13 protein-coding genes and 2 pseudogenes are annotated in these 19,572 nt (G+C 65.0%); 6 read left to right on the top strand and 9 right to left on the bottom strand.

Annotated features, from left to right (window positions below; all coding sequences use genetic code 11):
* Positions 1 to 10: 10 nt before the first annotated feature.
* Both ACW9UR_RS15025 and ACW9UR_RS15020 read left to right on the top strand, forming a co-directional pair.
* Positions 11 to 3,598, top strand: coding sequence for a hydantoinase B/oxoprolinase family protein (locus ACW9UR_RS15025; protein WP_458917839.1), 3,588 nt, complete (start codon positions 11 to 13; stop codon positions 3,596 to 3,598).
* A 121-nt stretch (positions 3,599 to 3,719) separates the two neighbouring features.
* A complete protein-coding gene (locus ACW9UR_RS15020; RefSeq protein ID WP_458917838.1) occupies positions 3,720 to 4,010 on the top strand; it encodes a hypothetical protein in 291 nt (96 codons plus the stop codon).
* A gap of 18 nt (positions 4,011 to 4,028) precedes the next feature.
* Here ACW9UR_RS15020 and ACW9UR_RS15015 read toward each other — a convergent pair whose 3' ends face one another.
* The 6 genes from ACW9UR_RS15015 to ACW9UR_RS14990 all read right to left on the bottom strand — a co-directional run bounded on the left by ACW9UR_RS15015 (position 4,029) and on the right by ACW9UR_RS14990 (position 12,187).
* Positions 4,029 to 4,700: a L,D-transpeptidase gene (locus ACW9UR_RS15015; RefSeq protein WP_458917836.1), complete on the bottom strand. Its 672-nt coding sequence runs from the start codon at positions 4,698 to 4,700 to the stop codon at positions 4,029 to 4,031.
* Between the two features lie 113 nt (positions 4,701 to 4,813).
* A complete protein-coding gene (cueR, locus tag ACW9UR_RS15010) occupies positions 4,814 to 5,203 on the bottom strand; it encodes a Cu(I)-responsive transcriptional regulator (RefSeq protein ID WP_458917835.1) in 390 nt (129 codons plus the stop codon).
* A 14-nt stretch (positions 5,204 to 5,217) separates the two neighbouring features.
* Positions 5,218 to 7,728, bottom strand: a complete 2,511-nt coding sequence (locus tag ACW9UR_RS15005; protein WP_458917834.1) for a heavy metal translocating P-type ATPase — start codon at positions 7,726 to 7,728, stop codon at positions 5,218 to 5,220.
* 108 nt (positions 7,729 to 7,836) lie between these two features.
* The gene (gene fabI, locus ACW9UR_RS15000) at positions 7,837 to 8,595 is read right to left on the bottom strand and encodes an enoyl-ACP reductase FabI (protein ID WP_458918279.1); all 759 of its coding nucleotides are present in this window, start codon (positions 8,593 to 8,595) and stop codon (positions 7,837 to 7,839) included.
* Between the two features lie 39 nt (positions 8,596 to 8,634).
* Complete coding sequence (locus ACW9UR_RS14995; RefSeq protein ID WP_458917833.1) at positions 8,635 to 9,813, bottom strand: acetate/propionate family kinase; 1,179 nt, start codon at positions 9,811 to 9,813, stop codon at positions 8,635 to 8,637.
* A 166-nt stretch (positions 9,814 to 9,979) separates the two neighbouring features.
* Complete coding sequence (locus ACW9UR_RS14990; RefSeq protein WP_458917832.1) at positions 9,980 to 12,187, bottom strand: DUF3141 domain-containing protein; 2,208 nt, start codon at positions 12,185 to 12,187, stop codon at positions 9,980 to 9,982.
* Positions 12,188 to 12,447: 260 nt separating this feature from the next.
* On the opposite strand from ACW9UR_RS14990, the gene ACW9UR_RS14985 reads away from it, so the two are divergent.
* A complete protein-coding gene (locus ACW9UR_RS14985; RefSeq protein WP_458917831.1) occupies positions 12,448 to 12,759 on the top strand; it encodes a hypothetical protein in 312 nt (103 codons plus the stop codon).
* Between the two features lie 93 nt (positions 12,760 to 12,852).
* Positions 12,853 to 13,659, top strand: a complete 807-nt coding sequence (locus ACW9UR_RS14980; RefSeq protein WP_458917829.1) for an ion transporter — start codon at positions 12,853 to 12,855, stop codon at positions 13,657 to 13,659.
* Positions 13,660 to 13,713: 54 nt separating this feature from the next.
* Here the strand turns inward: ACW9UR_RS14980 and ACW9UR_RS14975 are convergent, their stop codons facing one another.
* The 3 genes from ACW9UR_RS14975 to ACW9UR_RS14965 form a co-directional block, all read right to left on the bottom strand.
* Positions 13,714 to 14,706 (bottom strand): IS30 family transposase, encoded by a 993-nt coding sequence (locus tag ACW9UR_RS14975; RefSeq protein ID WP_458917828.1) that lies wholly within the window; start codon positions 14,704 to 14,706, stop codon positions 13,714 to 13,716.
* A gap of 334 nt (positions 14,707 to 15,040) precedes the next feature.
* Positions 15,041 to 16,624 carry an ABC-F family ATP-binding cassette domain-containing protein gene (locus ACW9UR_RS14970; protein WP_458917827.1) on the bottom strand — a complete coding sequence of 528 codons (1,584 nt, stop codon included), beginning with the start codon at positions 16,622 to 16,624 and terminating at the stop codon, positions 15,041 to 15,043.
* Positions 16,625 to 16,766: 142 nt separating this feature from the next.
* On the bottom strand, positions 16,767 to 16,907 hold the full coding sequence (locus ACW9UR_RS14965) for a hypothetical protein (protein ID WP_458917825.1): 141 nt from the start codon (positions 16,905 to 16,907) through the stop codon (positions 16,767 to 16,769).
* A gap of 295 nt (positions 16,908 to 17,202) precedes the next feature.
* On the opposite strand from ACW9UR_RS14965, the pseudogene istA reads away from it, so the two are divergent.
* Positions 17,203 to 18,739: pseudogene (istA, locus tag ACW9UR_RS14960) on the top strand (IS21 family transposase).
* Positions 18,736 to 19,544, top strand: a pseudogene (gene istB / locus ACW9UR_RS14955) (IS21-like element helper ATPase IstB). The pseudogenes istA and istB overlap by 4 nt, the downstream one beginning before the upstream one ends.
* Positions 19,545 to 19,572: the final 28 nt, after the last annotated feature.

Here is a 19,572-nt window from a genome sequence, read left to right as displayed (position 1 = left end):
AATACGACCCATGTGGCAGTTCTGGGTGGACCGTGGCGGCACCTTCACCGACATCGTGGCGCGGCGTCCCGACGGGCAGGTGGTCAGCCACAAGCTGCTGTCGGAGAACCCCGAACGTTATCGCGATGCCGCCGTGCACGGTATTCGCGAACTGCTGGGCTTGAGGGACGGAGAGCCGATCCCGCGGGGCACCATCGACGCGGTGAAAATGGGCACCACCGTCGCCACCAACGCGCTGCTCGAGCGCAAGGGTGAGCGGACGCTGCTGCTGATCACGCACGGCCTGCGCGACCTGCTGCGCATCGGCTATCAAAGCCGCCCGCGCCTGTTCGATCTGAAGATCGAGTTGCCCGAACTGCTGCATGAAGACGTGGTGGAAGTGAACGAGCGTCTCTCGGCCGAGGGCGAGATCCTGACGCCGCTGGACGAGGAGGCCGTGCGAACCGCGCTGACCGAGGCTCACTCGCACGGGTTCCGCTCGGTCGCCGTGGCACTGATGCACGGCTACCGCTTTCCGGCGCATGAGCAAGCGATCGGACGGTTGGCCGAGGAGGCGGGATTCACCCAAGTCTCGCTCAGCCATAGGGTTAGCCCGCTGATCAAGCTGGTCGGGCGCGGTGACACCACCGTGGTCGACGCCTACCTTTCGCCGATCCTGCGGCGCTATGTGGCGCAGGTCAGCGACGCGCTTGGGGCGGCACAGGGCGGCTGCCGGTCGCTGATGTTCATGCAGTCGAACGGCGGGTTGACCGATGCGGCGCTGTTCCAGGGCAAGGACGCGATCCTGTCGGGGCCTGCGGGCGGCGTGGTCGGCATGGTCCGCTCGGCCGAGGCGGCGGGGTTCGACAAGCTGATCGGTTTCGACATGGGCGGCACCTCGACCGACGTGTGCCACTATGCGGGCGAATACGAGCGCAGTTTCGAGACCGAGGTCGCGGGCGTGCGGATGCGCGCCCCGATGATGAGCATTCACACCGTCGCTGCCGGCGGCGGCTCGATCCTGTCGTTCCGCGACGGGCGGCTTCAGGTCGGCCCGGAAAGCGCCGGGGCCGATCCGGGCCCGGCCTGCTACCGCCGGGGCGGGCCGCTGACCGTAACCGACTGCAACGTGATGCTGGGCAAGATCCAGCCGGACCGCTTTCCCTCGGTCTTCGGCCCCGGCGGGGATCAGCCGCTGGACGCCGAGGTGGTGCGCCAGAAGTTCGCCGCCCTCGCTGCGCAGATCGCCGCCGAAACCGGCGAGCCGCCACGCCGCCCCGAGGATCTGGCCGAAGGCTTCCTGCGCATCGCGGTCGAGAACATGGCCAACGCGATCAAGAAGATCAGCGTGCAGCGCGGCTATGATGTGACCGGCTACACGATGAACTGCTTCGGCGGCGCAGGCGGCCAGCATGCCGCACAGGTCGCCGACGTGCTGGGCATGAGCCGGATCTTCGTGCACCCGTTCGCGGGCGTGCTGTCGGCCTTTGGCATGGGGCTGGCGGACATCCGTGCGCTGCGCGAAGCACAGTTCGGCGGGGGCCTGGACGATGCCTCGGCAGGTTCGGCGCTGGATAATCTGGTGCGCGACGCCTCGGGCGAAGTGGCCGCGCAGGGGATCGGTCCCGACTCGATCCGGGTGCTGCGCACCGCGCATGTCCGAACGCCCGGCGGCCACCAGGCGCTGCCGGTGCCGTTCGGTGCGCCATCGGACATGGCCGAGGCCTTCGCCACCGCCCACAAGCAGCGCTTCGGCTTTGTCCCCGCGCTCGACGGGCTGGTCATCGAGATGCTCTCGGCCGAGGCGATCGGCGCTACGGGCGAGGGCGTGACCCTGCCTGACGCCGCGCCGACCGGCGCCGCGCCGGGCAACGCACGTATGTTCACCGAGGGCGACTGGCGCGAGGTGCCCGTCCATGATCGCGCCGCGATGGCGCCGGGCGATACCGTCGTAGGGCCTGCCATCGTCACCGAGCCCACCGGAACCAATATCGTCGAGCCCGGCTGGCAGGCCGAGGCGCTTCCTGGCGGCAACCTGTTGCTGTGCCGCGTCGTGCCGCTGGCCCGGCAGGAGGCGATCGGCACCAGCGTCGATCCGGTCATGCTCGAGGTCTTCAACAACCTCTTCATGTCCATCGCCGAGCAGATGGGCGCGACCCTGGCCAACACCGCCTATTCGGTGAACATCAAGGAGCGGCTGGACTTCTCCTGCGCGATCTTCGACGGCAATGGCGATCTGGTGGCGAACGCGCCGCATGTGCCCGTGCACCTCGGATCCATGAGCGAGAGCGTGCGGACCGTCCTGCGCGCAAACGAGGGCAAGATTCGCCCCGGCGACGTGTTCATGATGAACAATCCGTTCAACGGTGGCACGCACCTGCCCGATGTCACGGTCATCACTCCGGTGTTCGATGCGGCGGGCGAGAACATCGTCTTCACCGTCGCCTCGCGCGGGCACCATGCGGACATCGGCGGCAAGACCCCCGGCTCGGCTCCGCCAGACAGCACCCGGATCGAGGAAGAGGGCGTCGTCATCGACAACTTCCTGCTGGTCGAACAGGGCACGCTACGCGAGGCCGAGACCCGCGCGCTGCTGGCCTCGGGCGATTGGCCCTGCCGGAACATCGACCAGAACATGGCCGACCTGGCCGCGCAGGTCGCGGCCAACGCGACCGGCGCAAGCGAGTTGCAGCGGATCACCGGGCAATTCGGGCTGGACACGGTGCAGGCCTACATGCGCCATGTGCAGGACAACGCCGAGGAAAGCGTACGCCGGGTGCTGGGCGCGCTGACCGATAGCAGCTTCTCCTACCCGCTGGACGATGGCGCGCGGATCGAGGTTGCGATCCGTGTTGACCGCACTGCGCGGCGTGCGGTGATCGACTTCACCGGCACCTCCGGCCAAAGTGCGCTGAACTACAACGCGCCGCTGGCGATCTGCCGAGCGGTGGTCCTGTACGTCTTCCGCACACTGGTCGGTAACGATATCCCGATGAACGAGGGCTGCCTGAAGCCGATCGAGATCCTCGCCCCCGAGGGCTCGATGATCAACCCGCGCCCGCCCGCTGCGGTGATCTCGGGCAATACCGAAGTCAGCCAGGCCATCGCCGACGCGCTCTTCGGCGCGCTGGGGGTGATCGCCGGCAGTCAGGGGACGATGAACAATTTCGTCTACGGCAACACGCACTTCCAGAACTACGAGACGATCTGCGGCGGCACCGGCGCGGGCGAGGGTTTCGACGGCACCAGCGCAGTGCACAGCCACATGACCAACACGCGGATGACCGACCCGGAAGTGCTTGAGACGCGCTTCCCGGTGAGGCTCGAGGAGTTCTCGATCCGCAAGGGTTCGGGCGGCGCCGGTCGTTGGCGTGGCGGCGATGGCATCGTGCGGGTGCTGCGCTTCCTCGAGCCCGCGACCGTGACGCTGTTGACCTCCCACCGTATCGTGCCGCCGCATGGCATGGCGGGCGGCGCCCCCGGCGCCTGCGGCGAAAACTGGCTGCGGCTGCGGGACGGGACGTCGGTCAGGCTCCGGGCCAACGATCACGCAGACCTGGAGCCCGGGGATGCGGTGGAGCTTCGTTCGCCCGGCGGCGGTGGGTTCGGCATCGTCTGAGACAGGCGAGGGATTTCGGCTACAGGTGGCGCGCCCAAGCCCCACGAGGTGTGCGCGGCTGTTGCGCGGCAGTGTTTCAGGTGCCAAGTTCCTGATCGGCCCCGACAAAGCAGAGAGCGCGATGAAACCTGTCCTCGGACTTCCCGCTGCATTCCTGATCCTGAGCGCCTGCACCGTCGAGACCGGCGGGCCGGCGGCGAGCCGGGTTGAAAGCGGCGGCGACGTTCCCGAATCCGTGGTCGCACTGGCCGCGCCCTACCAGGATATCCGTACCGCGCGCGTGCTGCCCGAGGACGGCTGCTACTGGTATCAGCACGCGGGGCCGGTCGAAACCACGCTGCTCCCGCTGCGGACGGTCGACGGGCGACCTATCTGCACGCAGGCAAGTATAGAGCAGGCGCCGGCGAGCTGAACCGCTGGGGAAAAGCCCTCAGCTTCGTGCGCCCAGGGCGTTCTCGGCAGGGTAGAGCAGGGCGGGCGATCCTACTGCAACCTGATCGTAGAGCCCGATGATATGGGCCATCACCATCCGTACGCAGCCCGAGCTTGCACGACCGCCGATGGAACGGGGCTCTGGCGTGCCGTGGATCCTGAGATAGGTGTCGCGACCGCCTGCATAGAGGTAGAAGGCTCGTGATCCCAGCGGGTTGGTGGGGCCGCCGTCCACACCGTCGGCGAATTTCTCGTAGGCGGCAGGCTCCCGCTTGATCATATCGTTTGTGGGCCGCCACGTCGGCCACTTGGCTTTCCGCCGGATCGAGTACCTGCCGGGTTCGTAGAGATTGCCGCGCGCGATTGCCACGCCATAGCGCATCGCGGTGCCGTCACCGCGGACATGATAGAGATAGCGCGCCACCGCATCGACATGGATGCTGCCGGGGGCCAGCCCGTCATTGGCCTCGACCCTTGTCGGCAGGAACCGGGGGTGAAAGCCCCAGGGGTTCGACGTGGCCGGGTCGTAGTTCGGCGGCGTCACGCGGGCATCCCAAGTCGACCACTTGGAGGATGGCGAGACAGGCGCGGCAAGTGCGCTTCCCGTGATGGGCGGCGAGAACAGGGCAGCCCCGGTCAAAACGAAGTGTCGTCTGGTAAGTTCGGCCAAGGCTCGTCTCCCGGTTCAGCGAATCCCGGATGGCACCGGAATCTCATGCGATCCCTTAAATAACACAGTCTTGCGGGATTTTCCTGCCCTACTGCTGCAATTGTGATCCGCACTCAGGGATGCCCGGACAGATCGCTCAGGATCGGACAATCGGGACGGTGATCGCCGTGACAGGCGTCGACCAAATGCGACAGTGTCTCACGCATGGATTGCAGCTGGGCGATCTTCTCGTCTATGGCCCTCAGGTGTTGCTGGGCCAGCGTCTTGACCTGTGCGCTTTCGCGGGTCTCGTCCTCGTAAAGGTCGAGGAGCGTCCGGCAATCCTCGATCGAGAACCCCAGCGCCCGGGCGCGGCCCAGGAACGCCAGCTTGTGCAGATCCTGCTCCCTGAAATCCCGATAGCCGTTCTCGTGCCGCAGCGGGCGGACCAGCCCGATGTCCTCGTAATAGCGGATCGTCTTCGGCGGCAACCCGGAGCGCTCGGCAACTTCTCCGATGTTCATCTTCACCTCCTTTTCTACTCGGCCGGTTGCGGGGCAGGGGACGGGAGGCCTTGCGAGGGGCGCCTGCTCTCGTCGAGCACCGGACGGATGCGGCGCAGACGCAGCGCGTTGGTCAACACCGACACCGAAGACAGCGCCATCGCTCCGGCGGCGAAAACCGGCGAGAGCAGAAGCCCGAACGCCGGGTAGAACACGCCCGCGGCCACCGGGATCAGCGCCGTATTGTAGCCGAACGCCCAAGCGAGGTTCTGACGGATGTTGCGCATGGTCCGCGACGAAACTTCCACCGCGTTGACCACGCCGCGAAGATCGCCGGACATCAAGACAACGTCCGCCGACTCGATCGCAACGTCCGTCCCGGTGCCGATGGCGATCCCGACATCGGCATGGGCGAGGGCGGGCGCATCGTTGATCCCGTCGCCGACGAAGGCGACTTTCGCACCGCCGTCCCTGAGCCTGTCGAGCGCCGCCACCTTGCCGTCCGGCAGCACGCCTGCGATCACCTCATCGATGCCGGTTTCGCGCGCGATGGCCTCGGCCGTCTCCTGCTTGTCGCCGGTGATCATAGCGACCTTGAACCCCCGTGCGTGGAGGGCCTCAATGGCGGCCCTGCTTCCGGGCTTCACGGGGTCGGCGACGCCGATCACAGCTGCTGCCTTGCCGTCCACGGCGGCGAACAGCGCGGTCCGGCCCCGCTCGGCCAGCGCGCGCTCGGTTTCAGCGAGTTCTTCGAAGTTGATCTTCTCGCGGGCCATGAACCGGTCGGCACCAACCAGGACCTCCCGCCCGCCGACACTGGCAGCGACCCCGTAACCGGTGATGGAGCGGAAATCGGTGGCTTCAGGCAGAGAAACGCCCTCGCTTCGTGCGCCACGCACGATGGCTTCGGCGATCGGGTGCTCCGACAGCGCCTCGACTGCCGCGACCAATGCGAGGACCTGGTCGCGGGCCATGCCCTCGGCGGTCACCACGTCAGTAAGTGCGGGCCTGCCCTCGGTCACTGTCCCGGTCTTGTCGAGCGCGATGGTCCCGACGTCCGAGAGGCCCTGAAGCGCATCGCCCTTGCGGAACAGCACACCCATTTCGGCCGCACGCCCGGTGCCGACCATGATGGAGGTGGGCGTGGCCAGACCCATTGCGCACGGGCAGGCGATGATGAGAACCGAAACGCCGGCGACCAGCGCCAGGGTCAAGGCCGGGTCCGGGCCGACCGACAGCCAGACGACCACCGTCAGCGCGGCCAGCAGCATCACCGCCGGAACGAACCAGAGCGTGACGCGGTCGACCAGCCCCTGGATCGGCAGCTTCGCGCCCTGCGCCTCTTCGACCATGCGGATGATCTGGGCGAGGGTGGTGTCCGCGCCGACACGCGCCGCGCTGAGCGTCAGGCTGCCGGTGCCATTGACTGTGCCGCCGGTCACGATGTCGCCCGCGCTCTTCTGCACAGGGACCGGCTCTCCGGTGATCATGCTTTCATCGACATTGCTGCCGCCATCGGTCACCTCGCCGTCGACGGGGATGCGCTCTCCGGGTCGGACCAGGACGATGTCGCCAACGCGCAAGGCATCGACATCGACCTCGACGGTTTCCTCCCCGCGGCGGACGCGTGCGGTCCGGACCTGCAGGCCCAGCAGCGCCTGGATCGCCGCACCGGTACGCCCCTTGGCACGCGCTTCCAGCCAGCGCCCGACAAGGATCAGCACGACGATGACGGCGGCGGCCTCAAAGTAGACCGCCCGCACGTCGTCGGGCAGAAGCCCTGGCAGGAAGGTCGCGACGACGGAATAGCTCCATGCCGCGCCGGTGCCGACGGCGACGAGGCTGTTCATGTCAGGCGCTCCTCTAAGAAGCGACGGGATGCCTTTGGTGAAGAACGCAAGCCCCGGCCCGAAGAGGACGATGGTCGCCAGCGCGAACTGGATCAGCCACGATGTCTGAGTGCCGATGCTTCGCTCGATGGCCATGTGGAAGCCCGGGATCAGGTGCGCGCCCATCTCCAGCACGAAGACGGGCAGGGTCAGGAGACCGGCAAAGAGGACACGCCGCCCGAGGGCCTGCGCTTCTTCTTCCTTGCGCTCGTTTCGCGACTGGCTGCTGCCTGCATCAGCGATTTCCGCCGGGTATCCCGCCTCCGTGCTCGCCGCGATCAGCGCTGCCGGAATCGTGGTGCCCTCAAGGTATTCGACCGTCGCAGTTTCTGCCGCAAGGTTGACCGCGACCGAGACAACGCCCGGAACCCCCGCCAGCGCCTTGTCCACCCGCCCGACGCACGAGGCGCAGGACATCGACGTAACGTTGAGCGTGGCCTTTGCCTTCCGGGCGGGATAGCCGAGGTCGTCCAGTTTCTCTGCCAGGGCGACCAGCGTCGCCGGGTCCGCGACGCTCACGGTCGCGGTTTCGGAAGCCAGGTTGACCGAAACGTCCCGCACGCCGTCGAGCGCGGAAAGACCCTTCTCGACACGGCCCACGCAGGACGCGCAGGACATGCCCTCGACCGAGATTCCGACCCTTGTTTCGCTGCCCATGATTGACCTCGTCTCTCGTGCTTCTGGCATGAGATAGGGGTTCCAGCCGCTGGAAGGTCAAGAGGCTCATCCGGAGAATTCGTTTCAGAAGTCGACTCAGGGCGCGTGTCAGTCGATGAAATTGTACCCGCCGTCGACATAGAGCACCTGTCCCGTGATCAGTCTGGCCGCGTCATGAGCAAGGAAGGCGCAAGCCGCGCCCACGTCGTCTATGCCCACAAGCTCGCGCGCCGGGGCCTTGATCTTGGCCTTTTCAAGCAGCGCGTCGAACTCCTCAATGCCAGAGGCGGCACGCGTCGCCAGCGGTCCCGGTGAGATCGCGTGGACCCGGATTCCCTTGGGCCCCAGCTCGGCGGCGACATAGCGCACGGAGGATTCCAGCGCGGCCTTGGCGACGCCCATGATGTTGTAGTTCTCAACGACCGCCTGACTGCCGTGATAGGTCATCGTGAATATCGTGCCGCCGTTCTTCATCAGCGGCTCGGCCAGGTGCGCCATCCGCAGAAAAGACCAGACCGACACGTCCATCGTCACCTGGAACCCCTCGCGCGGGACGTCCGTGACGCGGCCACCAAGCGCGTCCTTGGTCGAGAAGGCGATGGAGTGGATCAGGAAGTCGAGTTCACCCCATTCGGCGGCGACATGGTCGAAGACGGCTTCCAGTTCCCCCTCTGCCCGCACGTCCAGCGGCATGAAGATCGGGGCTTCGACCTCCTGCGCGAGCGGCGCGACATGCGGCTTGGCCTTGTCGTTCAGGTAGGTGATCGCCAACTCCGCGCCGAGGGCACGAAAGGCGCGGGCGCATCCCCAGGCGATCGACTGGTCGTTGGCGATGCCGACGATCAGGCCTCTCTTCCCCTCGAGGATCTTCGCCTTGACGGCAGGTAGGGTCATCGCTGTCTCCGGTCAGGTAGGGGCGATCTTCGCCAAGGTGTGGCGCGCGATCATCTGTTCCTCGTCGGTAGGGATCGTATAGAGCGCAACCCGGCTGCCCGGCGTCGAGATCAGGACGGCCCCCGCCTCGTTCGCCGCCTCGTCCAACTCGGCACCTAGCCATGCAAGCCGCGCGCTGATCCGGCGACGGATCTCGGGCGCGTTCTCGCCTATTCCGGCGGTGAAGACGAAGGCGTCGAGTCCGCTGAGTGCCGCCGCCAGCTGCCCCGCGTGAAGCGCGCAACGATGCACGAAATGATCGACGGCAAAGGCGGCTTCGGGCGCGTCGCTCGCCAGCAGGTTGCGCATATCGTTCGAGATCCCCGACAGCCCCTTGAGCCCCGATTGCCGGTAAAGCAGGTCCGAGACCTGCTGCGCGCTCATGCCCCGCTGCATGATCAGGTAGAGCACAACGCCCGGATCAAGCTGGCCCGGGCGGGTGCCCATCGGCAGGCCGTCCAGCGCAGTGAAGCCCATCGTGCTCTCGATGCTGCGCCTGTTCAACAGCGCACACATCGACGCGCCGCTTCCAAGATGCGCGACGATTACGCGTCCATTCGCTATGTCAGGCGCGATTTCGGGCAGGCGCGAGGCGATGTATTCGTAGCTGAGGCCGTGGAATCCGTAACGGCGAACTCCGGCGTTGTAATAGGCACGGGGTAGGGCGTAGCAATCCGCATAATCGGGGTGCGTTCGGTGAAAGGCGGTGTCGAAACAGGCAACCTGCGGGACCGCCCCTTCGATTTCCATCGCCAACCGGATCGGCGCAAGGTTGTTCGGCTGGTGGAGCGGCGCAAGGTCCTGGTAGCCAGCGATCCGCTGAAGCACCTCGGAGTCGATCAGCACGGGCTCGGCATAGTCGGGCCCACCGTGAACGACCCGGTGCCCCATGGCGCGCAAGGAGATGTTATCCAGCGTCGCTAGCCAGACGCGGGTCGTCTCGATCGCCGCCGGCAAATCGGGAACCTCCTTGACCGTGTAGGTGCGGTCTAGAACCAGCGCGTTGTCTCTTCCCGCGACCCGAAGCCTCGGGCGCACACCGATGCCGTCCATGTGGCCGCGCCAGACCGGCACCAAGGCGGCGCCATCGACCTCGAAGATCTGGAACTTCAGGCTTGAGGAGCCCGCGTTGATCACGAGGATTGCGTCCATTGGCTCAGCGCGCCACGGCTGCGGCACGCCGCCGAGACGCGGCGTAGAGCAACGAGACCGCGTATGCGACGCTGCCCGCGGTCTGCGCAGAGGCGGTCAGATGCTCATATATCGAGCTGGGCGACGGCGCAGTGGTTAAGTCAGGCAAGTTGGGTTCCCCACACAGTCAGGAGGCCTTTCGCCCCTTGGTCCCGTTCGGCCCAAGAGTTACCATCTCGGATCCGAGGCCGAACAGCCCGGCGATGCGTTGCAGTCGGTCCATCGGTTCCCCGGACAGCTTCCCGCTTGCCTCCAGAAGCCGGTGCAGCGTCGCGAAGGCCTTTCGGCGCGTATCCATGTCCGCGGGCAGCAGAGCGGGGATCGCCTCAAGCGCGGTGTCCCCGTCGATGAGCAGCATGAAGAACTGAGTGCGGACCAGCTCCTTGAACTCGGCCAGGGTCATCTTTCCACGCGCGGGCTGGTGGGCGCTCAATCGGCGGATCGCCTCGAAACCGCGTTCATCGATCCGGCCGCGCGCGGTGCCGACGTGAACCAGGGCGCGGACCAGTGCTTCGGTCAGACCGCCCTGATCCATCTCTTCGCGCAGCTCTTCGATGCGGTGCGCGACCAGCGCGGCATGCAACGGGCTTCTCGCTGCCTTGCGCGGCGGGTGGGTGTCGCCGCGGTCAACGCCGAGCGCCGCTTGCAGCGCCGGGGAGCCGTAGACCGCATGAAACAGGTCTTCAGACAGAGTTTCCACCGCTTTCCGCCAAGCCTCGAGACCGTCGACGACCTGCCGCGAGACCTGTTCCTGAAACGCGACCAGCGGATTGTCGGCTGCTGCGGGGCGACGGTCCTCACGCACGCTCGCGGCGGCGCCCTCGACCCAGGCGAGGAACGGGTTCCGCGCGCCGAATATCTCGTAGGACAGCCGCAAAGGGTGCAGATCACGCATCGCGGCGGCCAGCGGCGGCGAAACCATCGCCCTCACGGCGGGCTGCGCCAGCACCCGGTAGAGCGCCAGGTTGATTTCGGAGAGCCGGGCCGCCGTGTCGAACTTGCGCTCGTCGGCCAGATCGTTCCCCCCAAGCGCGCGGATATCGTCGAGCGTCCGCCGCTCACAGCGCATGATCCACTCGCCGGTGACCAGGTCGGGACTGTCGACCGCCTCGCCGCGCGGCGTCAGCACCGCCTCGTAGAGGCCGGGCGGCAGCACATCAATCAGCTCGATATTGGTCGCGAACTCCTCGTGCTCCTTCCGTGCCACCCCGCCCGAGACAAAGATGCCAAGGTGCCCCACCCGGTCGTGAACCGTGTAGACGATGGTCTGGCCGTGCGCCCGGATATCCTCGACGCTGTCGTAGAGATCGAGGATCCAGCCGAGCGCTTGCTGCGGTGGAGTGATGTTGTCGCCGCGCGAGCAGAATACGACCATCGGCGTGCGGATGTTACGCAGGTCAACGGCCGTGCCGTCCGAGGTGCGCACCTCGCCTGCCGAAAGGTGATTGCCGACGAAAAGCTGATCGACAATCCACTGCATTTCCTCGGCATTCAGCGTAACGTGCCCGCCCCACCACTTCTCAAACCCGAGATAGCGCTCGACCTCGGTGTCGATGTTGGCCCACAGATTGTATTGCTTGGTCCAGAGCGTGTTCGCCGGGTTCTGGATTTCGAAGTTCTGCACCAGCCAGGCACCATCGAAAATGCCCGCGCCCATGTCTCCGGTCATCGCAGTCAGCCACGAGCCACCCAGAAGCCCGCCCGAATAGCGCATCGGGTACTGACCGCGTAGGCCCGCCCAGTAGGACAGCGGCGCGCCCGCGATAATGATCGGGCCGAACAGCTCCGGCCGTAGGGCGGCAACGATCATCACCGCCCATCCCGCTTGGCAATTGCCGATCACGCAGGGCTTGCCCTCGGCCTCGGGGTGGCGGGCGATCACGGTTTCCAGGAACTGTGCCTCGGCGTGGGCGATGTCCTCGATGGTCTGGCCGGGCACCGGGTCCGGCAAGAAGCCGATGAAATAGGCTGGATGGCCCGCTTTCATCGCAACGCCGATCTCGCTGTCGGCCTTGAAGCCGCCGATACCCGGACCGTGGCCGGCGCGTGGATCGACGATGACGAAGGGGCGCTTCAGCGGGTCGGGCTCCTGGTCTTCAGGTGGCAGAACTCGGACCAACATGTAGTTCACGGGCCGCTCCAAGCGCCGACCGTCGACCACAAGCTCGACCTTGTAATCGAGGACATGCGGGGCCGTCTGGCTGGAATGCGCCTCGTATTGCTCTGCCCGTTTGCGCATGGTGTCGAGGAACAGCACATTTCGCTGCCAGGCGTCGGTCCAGTATTCAAAGACGCTGGCTGGTGTCGGCAGTGTCGATGCGAATTGCGCGGCCATTCGGGTCACCTCGCTGCCGGATCCTTCGACGGGCGGTCGCCGGCTTCACCCCAGCTTCGGGGTAATGCTGCACTGCGTCAATGCCGGCGGGCGTACGCTACTGTATCTAACGGCCCTGACGCCGATGGGGGTCTGTGGTCCGACAACCAAGCGCCCCAAACAAATGGAAACTTCCAGATGACTCCGGCGCGACGCAACCTCTGGACAGGGCGCGGATTTCGGTATTCAGCTTCCGGCGGATTCGTTTCGCCGAGGATGCCATGCGCCATCACCTACCGTTGCTTGCCGCGATGCTCATGGGGCTCTCCGCCTGCTCGCAATCAGACAATCCGATCCCCGGCGCGAAGCGCGTCGAGATGGGCGGAAGAAGCTGGATCGTCCGGCCGCTCGCGACAAAGAACGGTTGGCAGGCTGGCCCTGACATCAACTGGCAGGAGCGGCGCCTGTCGAACCGTCCCGATATCAACGCGGCCAACCTTCACGCAATCGAGCACGTCTCCAAATGCCGGGTGATCGCCGAAAGCGTTGTGCACGCGAACGGCTACAGCTCGGCGGCGGTGGACTGCGGCTGAGCGCCGCCAACGGACCCGCCGATCCGATATCAAGCCTTGCGGGAGTTTTTTGCTGCGCCCATATGCGGGGGCGGTACTGGATGGAGAGATGACGTGACGCGCGACGCCCTGGCGGCCCTGCTCGACAAGCCCTTGGTGAAGAACGCGATCATTGGCGTGATCCTGTTCAATGCCGTCCTGCTCGGGCTCGAGACCTCGCCACGGGCCATGGCCGCGGCCGGGCCGCTGATCGTCGCGCTCGACAAGGCATGCCTTTCGATCTTCGTGCTCGAAATCGCGCTCAAACTGGTGGCACATGGGCGGCGCTTCTTCGCCTCGGGCTGGAACCTGTTCGACTTTGCCATCGTCGGTATCGCGCTGGTGCCGGGCGCGCAATCCTTCAGCGTGTTGCGAGCTTTGCGTGTCCTCAGGGTCCTGCGCGTGATCTCTGCGGCGCCCAGCCTGCGGCGGGTGGTCGAGGGGCTGGTCTCGGCGCTGCCCGGCATGGGCTCGGTGTTCCTTCTGATGGCGATCATCTTCTACATCGGCGCGGTGATGGCGACGAAGCTCTTCGGCGAGAGCTTCCCCGACTGGTTCGGCTCCATCGGCGAGTCTGCCTACACGCTGTTCCAGGTGATGACGCTGGAAAGCTGGTCCATGGGCATCGTCCGCCCCGTGATGGACGCCTATCCATATGCCTGGGCCTTCTTCATCCCGTTCATCATGGTGACGACCTTCGCTGTGGTGAACCTGCTCGTCGGTCTGATCGTGAACTCGATGCAGGAGGCTCATGGTCAGGAAGAGGGCGAGCGAACCGACGCATACCGGGACGAGGTCCTAGCCCGCCTCGCGGCGATCGAGCAGAAGCTGGATGGGCAGGGCCGAGATGAACAAGGCGGGACCGGCAATTCGGCTGCGTGACGGCCGGGTATCGCACACCCGGTGTGGGCTCAAGGGTCGTTGCGACATTACCGTCTATCTCAGCTTCCTCATCTCCTCCCGAAATGCCTCGGTCGGGGGTTTCCATCCGAGGCGCTTTCTGGGTGTTCCGTTGAGGCGGTCGCATATCGCCTTTATGGAGAGATCTGAGAGCGCCGCGAGTTGGGTGACCCGGGGCAAGTAGCGACGGGCACGTTTGTACAGGTTCTCCACCGAGCCCTTCTGCCACGGCGCCTGCGGGTCACAGAACCAGGCCGCGGTGCCGATGCCCGGTTTCAGCTCGCGCCATTCGCGGAACTCGAGACTGCGGTCGAAAGTAATCGAGTGGCGGGCCGGTTGGGGCAGGGTGACCATCACGCTCATCAGCCGGTTCATGAATTGCGTGGAGCTGCGATCATTGTTGCGTAACAGCACCGCGAAACGGGTCTTGCGGTCGATCAGAGAGGCGACATCCATGCTGCCCTGGGCCTTCTCGAAAATCATCAGATCGCCCTCCCAAGCGCCGAACGTCTCGCGGGTCTTCACATGTTCGGGGAGCTCGTGAATCGAGCGATCCCGCGGGAAAACAAGGCCACGTGGGCGTCTGGCGTAGCGCGGTTTGCGTTTCGAGCGGCGGCTTGGCAGATACCGCGCCAGCGCGGCAGACTGGCCTTCGCGGCTGTAGACATGGGCGTAGATCGTCTCGTGGCTGACGCGGACAGCATGGCCTTCGAACCCGAGACGACCGGCGATCTGCTCGGGAGACCAACCTTCCTTGAGGCGGTCAACGACTGCGGTGCGCAGCTCAGGCAGCCGGATCAACTTTCGACGCCGGGCGCGCCTGGCCGACGCAAAGCGCTGAGCGGTCAAGCCGTAGTAGTCGTTAAAGTACGGCAGCTCTTCGTCGACATAGGAATTGCGCTTGATCTCGCGGTAGATCGTCGAGCGATGCCGACCGATTTCTGTAGCGATCCTGCTGACCGGCACGTTCGCGGCCAGCATATCCTCGATCATGCGCCGTTCGCGCAATTCCAGCTCTGTGTGAGCCACTTCCGTTCTCCTTTCTTTCCAGCAGGATAGGGGAACTGTCGCAACCCAGTTTAGAATGTGCCCGCGTACAGATGCTATTCCGATAAAAAATATTTTATGTTAATATTAGGCGGTAGTTATTACATAAAATGGAGTATCCCGCAGGCACACGAACCTGCGGGATGCACGCGTTAGATTTCGTGCAGCAGGTGGGTCTCCCCGTATGGAACGACTGACCCGGTCCTGGAAGGACGCGCGGCCGCCTAGGGGGAGACGCCCGCTTGATCGCGGGGTCGCACATCGGTGCGGCCACGCTGGCATTTGGACTATTCGCGCTAAGCCTCTCACCTAGCTGTCACACCGGCAACCGGATTTCCCTGTCCGGCGCGAGCGAACTGAGGAACGCCCGGTCATGGCTGACGGCCAGGACGGCCCCGTCATAGGCCGCCAGCGCTGCTTCCAGGGCCGCGATACCGTCCAGGTCGAGGTGATTGGTCGGCTCGTCCAAGATCAGCAACATCGGCGGTGGCGTCCCGCCAAGAATGCATGCGAGACCACCACGCAGGCGCTCGCCGCCACTGAGACCACCCACTGTTCGCAGGGCATCCCCGGCGCGGAAGCCGAACCGCGCCAGGGCCGTGTGCGCATCGTGGGTGTTGGCCGCAGGGTTCAGCGTCAGGTAGTTCTCTCGCAAGGTCTGAGCGGGATCGAGAACCCCGACATGCTGATCCAGCAGCGAGAATGTGGTCGAAAGCTGGACCTCGCCGGCTTCAGGAGTAAGCCGCCCGGAGACCATATCCAGAAGCGTCGTCTTCCCGCTGCCGTTGGGACCCGACAGGACGATCCGCTCGGGCCCGACGACTGTAAGCGAAAAGTTCCGGATCACGGGGCGTTCAGGATCATGCCCGCCGGTCACGTTCTCCAGCCGCAAGATAGTCTTGCCGGACGGCAGGTCCGTCGGCGCGAGATCCATGCGCAACGGCTGCAACACCTCGACTTTTTCGCGCGCGGCGGTCAGCTCGCCCGCGGCTTCCTCACGTCTTGCTTCGCGAAGACGGGTACCGCTGCCACCCGACGTTTCGGCCCGTCCCTTGGCGAAGTCCAGCATCGACTTGGGCTGATCGCCCCTAGACCTGGCCCGGTGTCCGGCGCCGTCCTTGCGCGCCTTGCGCTCAGCCGCCATCTGCGCCCGCTGCGCGACCTCGCTGACGGTCTTTTCGGCATGCGCGAGGTCGCGCAGCACGGCCTCGAGTTCCGTATCCTTGCGCTGCCTATAGGCGGAGTAGCCGCCACCGTAGCTGGCCGCGCCAAGCCTCGTGAGTTCGACGATAGCATCCATACCTTCCAGAAGCTCGCGGTCGTGGCTGGCGATGATTGCGCCGCCCGTCCAACCGCTGAGAAGGTCGAGTACGATGCTCCGTCCTTCCCGGTCCAGGTTGTTTGTCGGCTCGTCCAACAACATGAAGTCGGGGGCGGCCAGTAGCATCGCGGCAAGCGCCGCCCGGCTGCGCTGTCCCCCTGACAGCGAGGCGAGCGGGGTCTGCAGATCGACCGACAGCCCGCATCGGCCAAGCGCGGCTTCGATACGTGCCGAAAGCGTCCAGTCGGCGGCGGCGAGGTCATCCTCGGTGGCTTGCCCCGCCTCGGCCCGCACAAGCAGCGCGAGATCACTTCGCACGTTGAAGAGGTCGGCAATGGTGTCATCGGGGCGCGCCATCGCGTCCTGCTGCATCATGGCTACCGACCCGATCACCTGGATCCGGCCGCTGCAAGGGCGCAATTGCCCCGAGATCAGGCGCAGAAGCGTACTCTTGCCAGAACCGTTGCGCCCGACGAGGCCGGTCCGCTCACGACCGAAGACAAGATCGAGGTCTGAGAATAGTGGCGTGCCGTCAGCTGTGATCGAGGACAGGCCGGTAATGGAAATGGATGCAGGCATGGGACATGACTTCTCGCAGCGATACCGAAAGGGCGAAGGCGGCGAGAGAAAGGTTCATGGCGAGGTCATCTCCAATCGTTGGCGGGATTAGGTACTAAGCTTGTTCCCAGGCGTTTACAAGACAGGCCACCTGTCTGCGGTTTCAGTATCCGCTCAGCGTTGCGAGAAACAAACTCGTGAACTCGGTCATCGCATAGGCTGCGGAATATTCGGTCTCGGTCAGCGAAGCGATGACCGCAGAGTTCTCGGCTCCGGCATTGTGCCTGGCAAATAGTGCGTTCACGCCCCGCACTCACATCGACCGCGGACGATGCCAGCTATCGCGCCCTGGTCCGTACGGCGGAAGCCATATATCCTTGCGAATATTGTCATTCTAGATGTGAAGGGTCGACCGCCCGAACAGCCAGCGCAAGGCTGCACGCATCATGAAGCTCCTAGGAACAAGTTTGCTCGCGGATCAATGGTTGCGATGTGAATCGCGGAGACAAAATGGACAGCGGAAACGGTTGGATGATCTGACCGTCGCGGAGCAAAAGTCCGCATCTTGAGCCCGAGGCGAACGAGCTGAGGGCGGGGAGATGTATTCTGTGGAGCTGTACAACCGGGTCCGGCGTGCGTGCCATGTCGACGGAATGAGCAAGAGTGAAGCGGCGCGGGTGTTCGGGATCGACCGCAAAACTGTCGCGAAGATCCTGAAGCATTCAGTGCCGCCGGGCTATCGGCGCTCGAAGCCACCGGTGCGGCCCAAGCTTGATCCTTTCATTCCCATCATCGACCAGATCCTGGATGACGACAAAGGTCGGCTGAAGAAGCAATGCCATACTGCCAAGCGGATCCATGAGCGGCTCCGGGACGAGCACGGGTTCACCGGCGGCATCACCATCGTGACGGACTATGTCCGGGAGAAGAAGCGGCGGTCGCGCGAGGTGTTCGTGCCCTTGTCTCACTCTCCGGGTCACGCCCAAGTGGATTTCGGTGAGGCACTTGGAGTGATCGGCGGCGTCGAGTGCAAGCTGCACTTTTTCGCGCTGGCGTTGCCGCACTCGGACGCGTTCTTCATCAGGGCCTACCCTGCCGAGACGACCGAGGCGTTTTGCGACGGGCACAATACCGCCTTCGCGTTCTTTGGCGGTGTGCCGTTGTCGATCCTCTATGACAACACCACGATCGCAGTGGCGAAGATCTGCGGCGACGGCAAACGCGACCGGACCAGAATCTTCGCCGAGTTGCAGTCGCATTACCTGTTCGAAGACAGGTTCGGCCGTCCGGGCAAGGGGAACGACAAGGGCAACGTGGAGGGTGTGATCGGCTATGGCCGGCGGAATTTCCTCGTGCCGGCCCCTCGGTTCGAAAGCTTCAAGGCGCTGAACGCCTGGCTGGAAGAGCAGTGCCTGAAGCGCCAGGACGACATCGTGTGCGGCCACAGCGAGCCGATCGGGGAGCGCCTGATGCGGGACCTCGACGCGCTGATGGAGTTGCCGGCCGTGCCTTACGGTGCCTGCGAGAAGGTCAGCCCCCGGGCCACCTCGATCTCGATGGGCCGCTACCGCAACAACGATTACTCGGTGCCGGTGGCTTATGCTCATCACGAGGTCCAAGTTCGCGGATATGTCCACGAGGTCGTTATCGGCTGCAATGCCGAGGTGATCGCGCGGCACCGCAGATCCTATGAGAAGGCCGACATGGTCTTCGATCCGATGCACTTCCTGCCACTGCTGGAGCAGAAGGTCGGGGCTCTCGACTAGGCCGCCCCTTTGCAGGGTTGGGATCTGCCGGACGCCTTCGCCACCCTGCATCGGCTGCCGGAGGCGCGGATGGGTAAGAGGGGCAAGCGGGATCGAGCCTTTGTCCGCCATTAGTCCGAGGACAATGGCGAGGGTGCAGGTCCTGCGGCTGCTGGAGACCTTCGAGATGGAGCATGTTCACGGCGCGGTGTGTCAGGCGCTGGATCTCGGAGCGATCGGCTACGATGCGGTCAAGCATCTGGTCCTGTGCCGGGTCGAACGGCGCCCGCCGCGGCTCGATCTCGACATCTACCCCTACCTGCCGCGCGCCCGGGTCGAGACCACGAATCCGGCCAGCTACATGAGCCTGATGTCCGGGATGGCGAGATGAATGACATGCCGCAGGTGCTGCTCCAGCACCATCTCAAAGAGCTCCGTCTGCCGACCTTCAACAGCGAAAACGCCAAGCTGGCCCGGCAATGCGCAGCCGAAGGCAAAGATTATGTCCAGTACCTGCTGCGGCTCTGCGAACTGGAACTGATCGAGCGGGAACGGCGGATGATCGAGCGGCGCAGTTCAAGCTGGTCCGCGCCAGCGGATCAAATGGTCCGAGGGACCATTTGAATGCACAGAACGCCGCGAAGTTCCCCGCCACCAAAAGCCTGGAAAGCTTCGACTTCCCGGCGATCCCGTCGCTCAACAAGGCCCTGACCATGGAACTTGCGCGGTGCGAGTTCGCCGATCGGCGCGAGAACGTCATCGCCTTGGGGCCGAGCGGTACCGGCAAGGCTCACATTGCCTTGGGCCTCGGGCTGGCCGCCTGTCAGAAGGGCCTGAAAGTTCGGTTCACAACTGCCGCGGCGCTGGTCCACGAACTCGTCGAAGCCGTCGATGAGCGTCGTGTGCAGCGTCTCCAGAAAACCATCGCCAGCCAAGACCCGCTGATCATTGATGAGCTGGGCTTCGTGCCGCTGTCAAAGACGGGGGCCGAACTGCTGTTCGAGATCATCTCACAGCGATACGAGCGCGGCTCGATCGTCATCACCTCGAACCTGCCCTTCGACGAATGGACAGAGGTCTTCGGATCCGAGCGTCTCACCGGCGCCATCCTCGACCGCCTGACCCACCACGTCCATATCCTCGAAATGAAAAGCGAGAGGTTCCGTCTCCGCGAGAGCCGCAAGGCGAAAGCCTGATCCAGACATCCAACCGCATCACTTCGGA

The sequence above is a fragment of the Halovulum sp. GXIMD14794 genome (genome assembly GCF_054457455.1).
The sequence above is the reverse complement of the archived record's forward strand: the minus strand, read 5'-3'. Positions and strand labels throughout refer to the sequence as shown.